5 protein-coding genes and 1 pseudogene are annotated in these 6,506 nt (G+C 74.1%); 2 read left to right on the top strand and 4 right to left on the bottom strand.

Annotated features, from left to right (window positions below; translation table 11 throughout):
* The 4 genes and pseudogenes from AOK23_RS41040 to AOK23_RS41055 form a co-directional block, all read right to left on the bottom strand.
* Positions 1-364 (bottom strand): annotated as a pseudogene (locus AOK23_RS41040) (sensor histidine kinase); the annotation flags it as partial.
* 115 nt (positions 365-479) lie between these two features.
* On the bottom strand, positions 480-1,631 hold the full coding sequence (locus tag AOK23_RS41045; RefSeq protein ID WP_055717500.1) for an ABC transporter substrate-binding protein: 1,152 nt from the start codon (positions 1,629-1,631) through the stop codon (positions 480-482).
* 113 nt (positions 1,632-1,744) lie between these two features.
* Entirely contained in the window at positions 1,745-2,335 is a 591-nt protein-coding gene (locus tag AOK23_RS41050; RefSeq protein WP_055717501.1) for a flavoprotein, read from the bottom strand.
* A 24-nt stretch (positions 2,336-2,359) separates the two neighbouring features.
* Entirely contained in the window at positions 2,360-3,388 is a 1,029-nt protein-coding gene (locus AOK23_RS41055) for a helix-turn-helix transcriptional regulator (RefSeq protein ID WP_055717502.1), read from the bottom strand.
* A gap of 312 nt (positions 3,389-3,700) precedes the next feature.
* Here AOK23_RS41055 and AOK23_RS41060 point away from each other — a divergent pair, with 312 nt between their 5' ends.
* Entirely contained in the window at positions 3,701-4,738 is a 1,038-nt protein-coding gene (locus AOK23_RS41060) for a sugar ABC transporter substrate-binding protein (protein WP_055717503.1), read from the top strand.
* Between the two features lie 9 nt (positions 4,739-4,747).
* Positions 4,748-6,337, top strand: a 1,590-nt coding sequence (locus tag AOK23_RS41065; RefSeq protein ID WP_240496803.1) for a sugar ABC transporter ATP-binding protein, incomplete at its 3' end; no start/stop codon positions are given.
* Positions 6,338-6,506: the final 169 nt, after the last annotated feature.

A 6,506-nucleotide genomic window follows, 5' to 3' on the forward strand; every position in this document is an offset into this window, starting at 1 on the left:
CAGTCAGTGCCGCCCGCTCGCCGAACATCCTGAGCGCGAGGATCGCGAGCGGGACCGCGAGCCAGGTGTAGCCGCTGCCGTGCTCGGCGGGGACGGCCCAGGAGATCCAGCACCACAGGCCCAGCAGCGTGCCCAGCCAGACGGGTCTGCCCCGCCGCCCCAGCCGCCCCCAGAGGGCCAGTCCGCCCACGTACCCGACGGCGAGCAGCACGGTCGGGGGCACGACGATCCAGCACAGCGCGGAGTTGCGGTCGACGAGGCGGACCAGACCTCCGATGACGACGGTCAGGAACACCAGGTCGGGCAGTCGTCCGGGCGACAGCAGACGGCGGCGTACGACGGCGGGGGCGGCGTTGGCGGGCACGGCGGCGGTTCCCTCCGCGACGGTCCGGACCGGCGGGCAGCCGGCCGAGTGTGGGTCGTTACCCGTGTGACCGTAGTGAAGGGTGATGCCGTGCACGCTGTTTTGAGTCAGCCGGTCACCGACCGGGGTGCAGGCCCAGGGAGCCCGGGGTGGGGTCGCCCTTGACCTCGCCGAAGTAGAGGGCGAAGGTCTGCTTCAGCCGTTCGACGGCGGCGCGGTCCTCCATGAAGCGGGGGAAGCCGTCGACATGCGCGTCGGCGTACTCCCAGACGGGCTTGAGCCCGCCGGCCGGGGTGACGTCGGTACGGACGGACCAGCCGTTGCGGGAGCCCTGCTGGCGTTCGGTGGACAGCGACCAGTTGAGGTACAGCTTGGCGGCGGTCGGGTGGGCGGCCCTGCGCAGGATCGCGGCGCGCTGGCCCCAGGCCATGAAGGGGTGCCCGTCGGCCACGACCCAGCGGGTCGGGGCGCTCGCGGGGGTGGTCAGTGAGCCGGAGCCGCCGACGCCGATGACCTTCTGCCCGGCGTTGACGGCGACGCCCGGGGTGTGCGAGCCCCGGTTGAACTGCGGCTGCTGCGCGGCGAACTTCGCGATCCAGTCCCAGCCGTACGCCTGCTGGTAGAGGGAGAAGAGGTAGAGCACCGCGTCGTCGTCGTGCGGGTAGGAGGACGCGATGCGGCCCTTCCAACGCGGATCGACCAGCTCGTAGGGCGACTTGGGCGCGTCGGCGCCGGCCGCGGCCACGTCGTACAGGTAGCTGAAGCCGATGACCGACACGGCCGTCCACGCGCCGTCCGGGTCGCGGAAGGGCCGGTACACCTTCGAGAACCCGGCGGGCCGGTACGGCAGCAGCTCGCCCCGGCGCTTCCAGCGGGTGAAGTCCTGGAGGGTCTGGAGCTGGACGACGTCGGGGACCAGGGTGTCGGTGGCGAGCTGGTTGTCGACGCGGACGTCGTGGTACTTGCTGTAGTCGACGACGACCGTGAGGTCGATGTCGGGGAAGCGGGCGCGGAACGCCTCGGCCATGGCGTTCTGCTGGGTGGCGGTGTCGCCGCCCGCGTAGAGGACGAGCCTGCCGCCCTCGGCGACGGCGGCGCGGTACAGCTCGTCGAGCGACCGGGTCTCCTCGCCGCGGGCCGCCGAGGAGCGGCTCGACTCCGTCCCCGGGGCGGCGGCCCGGGCGGTGCCGCCGGCGGCGGCGAGTACGCCGAGCGCGGCACCCGCCGAGGTGGTGAGGATGCGTCGTCGGCTGAGGTTGCTGGCCATGGGGGGCACGGTCCTTTCCGCGGCTCTGAGTCGTTCGGCGTGCCGCCGGGGCGGCGCCGTCAGTCTGCGGCCGGGTGAGAACCCCGCGCGTCGCCCGAAGGCCGGCGACGGGTTCAACCGTTCGATTGAACGGGGCGGCCCTCCGTATCCAGGAGGTCCAGCGCCCGCTCCCACCGGAACTCGGGGCGTACGCCGTCGGATCGGACCTCACCGGCGTACGGGTCGCCGAACCGTACGCCCATGCCGCGCAGTCGCTCCAGGCTGGCGCGGTACGCCGGGTGGGCCGCCAGGGCCTCGGAGACGCAGGGCAGGACGGCGATGGGGACGCCGAGGCCGTACGCCTCGCAGAGGGTGCCGAGGGCGAGGGTGTCGGCCGTGCCCGCCGCCCACTTGTTGAGGGTGTTGAAGGTGGCGGGCGCGACTACGACGGCGTCCGGCGGCGGGAAGGGCCGCGGGTCGCTCGGGGAGCGCCAGGCGGAGCGGATGGGGCGGCCGGTCCGCGCCTCGACGGCCGCCGTGTCGAAGAACCCGCCCATGGCGACGGGGGTCGCGAAGACCCCGACCTCCCAGCCCCGTCGCTGTGCCGCCGCGATGAGTCTGTCGACCTCGACGGCGATCCCGGCGGCGCAGACGACGACGTAGAGGAAGGGTCGGTCGGGGGCGGGTGCCGGGCTCTGCCGGGTTCCGGGCGCGGTGTCGGTCATCCGTGGAACCCTACTGAACCGCCGTCAGCCGCCGGGCGCCCGCTCGACGAAACGTTCGACGTCCGCGGGGGTCGGGCGGAGAAGTCCGTCCCGTACGGCGAGGGCCGTGGCCTCCGCCCGGGAGGCGGCGCCGGTCTTGCGCAGCAGATGCTCGACGTGGGTGTGCACGGTGCGCGGCGACAGGTAGAGCGCCTGCGCGATGGCCTGGTTGGTCTGGCCGGTGGCGGCGCGGGTGAGCACCTCCAGTTCACGCGGGCTGAGGCCGTACGGCAGTGGGCCGGGCGCCTCGTGCACGAGGACCGCCCGCCGGGCGACGGCCGCGCCGAGGGTGTGCCGGCGGAGGGTGACGCGGTACCAGTCCTGGCCGACGGGCCACAGCAGGCGCAGTCGCGTGCCGTGCGACGCGGCGAACGCGCGGGCCAGGCTACGGAACTCGGTGTCCCGCAGCACCGCCGCAGGGGCCCGGCCGGGGACGTCGAGGACGTCCTCGGCGACGAGCAGGCTCGCTCCGGCGTCGGGCGGCAGGTCGTGGAGGTCGTCGGCGTGGGCGGTGGGGTCGGCGAGGACGCCGAGGGCGGGCAGGAGGGAGGCGAGGAGGCGGCGACTGCCGGTGTCGTAGGCGTTCGGGGTGTCGGTGGCGAGGGTGATCAGGCCGACGAGCCGGCCCTGGTGGCGCAGGGCGCCCGTCACCGCGTCACGGACGCCCGCCGGGCGCATCCGCTCGGCGTAGAACCAGCCCTCGCTGTAGCGCTCCCCCGGTTCCTCGATGTCACCGGAGATGGAGGGTGGGATCTCGCAGCGCAGGACGTTGGCGTACCAGGGTGTCGAGACGAACTCGGCGGCCAGGGCGTCGGACACCGCGGCGTCGTAGCCGACACCGGCGATCTGCGCGTAGGCGCCCGTGACGGGGTCCATCTCCAGGAGGGTGGCGGTGTCGAGGGGCAGGGCGCGGCCGAGTTCGCGCAGGGCCTCGGCGCAGGCGGAGGCGGTGTCGCGTTCACGGGTGAGCATCCCGATGCGGGTGGCGGCCGCGATCTGCTGGTGGTCGAGCATGCGAGCCTCCTGGGGCCGCCCCGAGACCGGACAGCGGTCTTTTGGGCCCCAACGATATGAGGGCGGTCCGTCGCCGGACAAGGCGTTCACCGATCCGTGACCCGCCCCGCGGCACCCCGCGCCCGTCGTGGGCGGGCCGTGCGACCGCCGCAACGGGACCGGTCCGCCCCCACCCGGCGTTCGGGCGGCGGACACCCGCCGTACGCACTCGGTATTTGTACGGATGGTGGGGCGGGGCGCGGGGGTCTTTCCTGGTCGGCACAGCCGGACGCACGTCGCTTCCGGGCCCACGCCCCCTTGGAGACCCCCGCCATGACCAGACGCCCGTCCCCCGTCGTCCCGGCCTCGCGCAGGCAGTTCCTCGCGTGGTCCGCCGGAGCCCTCGCCACGACCGGGCTGGCCGCCACGGGGTGCAGCGCGCCGGAGAGCGGCTCCGGCGCGCCGAAGGCCGGTGGCGCGTCTCCCTCCGCGACGACGCTCACCCGGATCGGTCTGGACTACCCGTACACCCAACTCCCGCTCTACACCACGCTGGTGAAGCTCTCGACGGCCGCGGCGAAGAAGCACGACGCGAAGCTGCTGACGACCAGCGACGCCGGCAACCCCGACACGCAGGCCAGCAACCTCAACGCCTGGGTCGCGCAGAAGACGCCCGCGATCGTGTCGTTCCCGATGGTCTTCGAGGCCACCGAGTCGATCGCCGAGGCGGCGCTGGACGCGGGTCTGATCTGGGTGACGTACGGCGGGTCTCTGGAGCACCAGAGCGCCGACATCCAGTTCAGCTTCCGGGAGAGCGGCACGCTGCTCGGCGAGGCGGCCGCGAAGTGGGCCGAGGAGGAGCTGAACGGCAAGGGCAAGGTGGCGTTCCTGATCGACGAGACGATCGAGCTGGGCCGGGAGCGCACCAAGGGCATGATCGACGCGTTCACCAAGCTGGCGCCGGGCGTCGACGTGGTGGCGCGGGAGCAGGCCATCGACCCCGACACGGGGCTGTCGAAGACCAACGCGCTGCTCGCCAAGCACCCCGACCTCAACATCGTCCTCGGCATCACGGACTCGGCGGCGTACGGCGGTTACAAGGCGTTCCAGCAGGCGGGGCGGAAGAAGGACGACAGGAAGACGTTCGTCGGCGGCCAGGACGGCTCGGTCCCCTCCCTCCTCGCCATCAAGCAGGGCACCTTCTACCGGGTTTCCGCCGCGCTCGCGCCGCGGGACATGGCCGACGCCATCGTGGAGGTGCCGCTCGCGGTCGCCGCGGGAAAGGCGGACCCGAGCGCGCAGGTGCCGGTCAAGCTGGTGCAGCGGGGCGACACGGCGGAGATCGACGCGCTGCTCGCCCAGAACGGGTAGGGCCGCGCGATGGCCGACAGGAACGAGGCGACGGGCGCCGACGATGCGAAGGGCGCCGACCGGGCAGCAGAGGCAGGTGCGGTGGCAGGGGCGGCCCGACCGTCCCACCCGCCGAATCTGCGGATCACCGCGCTGGGCAAGTCCTTCGGCGGGGTCCGGGCCCTGGACGGGGTGGACCTCACCGTGCCCGCGGGGCAGGTGCACGCGCTGCTCGGGCACAACGGGGCCGGCAAGTCCACCCTGATCAAGTGCCTCGGCGGGGCGTTCCCGCCGGACACGGGGACGATCGAGGTGGGCGGTGTGCCGTACGGCCGCCTCAGTCCCCGGGAGTCGATCGCGGCCGGGGTGGCGATCATCTTCCAGACGCTGAGCGTCGTGGACTCGTTGACCGTGGCCGAGAACATCTTCCTCGGCCAGGAGTGGACCCGGTACGGCCGCATCGACCGGCGGGCCCAGGAGAAGGTGGCCGCCGAGCTCCTCGACCGGGTCGCCGCGAGCTGCTCGCCGCGCGACCGGGTGGGTGAACTACCCATGGGCCAGAAGCAGTTGGTGGAGATCGCCAAAGCGCTCAGCCGCAGCGCGTCGGTGCTGGTCCTGGACGAGCCGACGGCCGCCCTGTCCGGCGCGGAGAGCGACGCGCTGGCCGCTCGGGTCGAGGATCTGCGCGGCCAGGGTCTCGCCGTCGTGTACGTCACCCATCTGCTGGCCGAGGTGGAACGGCTCGCGGACGCGGTGACGGTGCTCCGCGACGGCCGGGTCACCCACCACTCGGCGGCGGGGAACCACAGCCGCCGGGACCTGGTGGAAGCGATCACGGGGGGCCGGGTGCGGGGGGCCGCCGCGGACGAGCCGAGCGTCACCGCACGCCCACCCGCCGGGCCGGGCCTCAGCACACACGGACCCACGAGGCCGAGCCCCAGCACACGCCGACCCTCCGGGCAGAGCGTCGGCGCACCCTCCGAGCACGGCGCCCCCGCCAGGCGTCGTGTGTCGGCGGAGGACGCCGTGCGCAAGGCCTTCGGGCGGGGCGGGGCGCTGGTGCCCGCCTCCGGCAGGGCCGCGCACGCCGCCCGGCTCAGTCTGCGCGGTCTGCGAGGGCCCGGGTTCGGGCCCGTGGACCTCATCGTCGGCGAGGGCGAGATCGTGGGGCTGTACGGGCTCATCGGGTCCGGGCGTACACGCGTACTGGAGACCGTGTTCGGCAGGCGCCGGGCGTCCGGAGGCACCGTGCGCGTCGGTGAGCGTGCCGTCGCGCCGACCCGGCCCGCCGACGCGCTGGCCGCGGGTATCGCGCTCGTCCCGGCGGACCGGCGCGCGCAGGGGCTGTTCGCCGGGCTGAGCGCGCAGGACAACGTGCTCCTGCCGTCGGTGCGGACACTCGCCCGGCGCGGGGTGCGGGCCCTCGGCGCGGAGCGGCGGGTGTTCGGCTCGCTCGCCGAGGCGGTCGGGCTGCGGCCCCCGCGACCGGGGCTGGCGGCCGCCGCGTTCTCCGGCGGCAACCAGCAGAAGCTGCTGCTCGGCCGGTGGATCAACGAGGCCCGTGAGGTCGACGTCCTGCTGTTGGACGAGCCGACCCAGGGCGTCGACGTGGGCGCCCGCNNGGCGGCCGCCCTCGCCCACCGCTGCCTGGTCGTCGACCACGGCCGCGTCATCGCCGAACTCTCCGGCCCCGCCCTCACCGAAGAGGCGCTGCTGGCCGCCGTCCACGACGCGGGTCCCCCGCCACGGCACGCCTCCTCGGCCGACGCCGACACCGCCTCCCATCCCC

Origin of the sequence: Streptomyces torulosus (assembly GCF_001419765.1) — a bacterium.
Lineage (GTDB): Bacteria > Actinomycetota > Actinomycetes > Streptomycetales > Streptomycetaceae > Streptomyces > Streptomyces torulosus.

Bases quoted from the DNA above. Each gene is read 5' to 3' on its own strand.
- AOK23_RS41045 (WP_055717500.1), bottom strand. From the start codon at position 1,631: ATGGCCAGCAACCTCAGCCGACGACGCATCCTCACCACCTCGGCGGGT.
- AOK23_RS41050 (WP_055717501.1), bottom strand. From the start codon at position 2,335: ATGACCGACACCGCGCCCGGAACCCGGCAGAGCCCGGCACCCGCCCCC.
- AOK23_RS41055 (WP_055717502.1), bottom strand. From the start codon at position 3,388: ATGCTCGACCACCAGCAGATCGCGGCCGCCACCCGCATCGGGATGCTC.
- AOK23_RS41060 (WP_055717503.1), top strand. From the start codon at position 3,701: ATGACCAGACGCCCGTCCCCCGTCGTCCCGGCCTCGCGCAGGCAGTTC.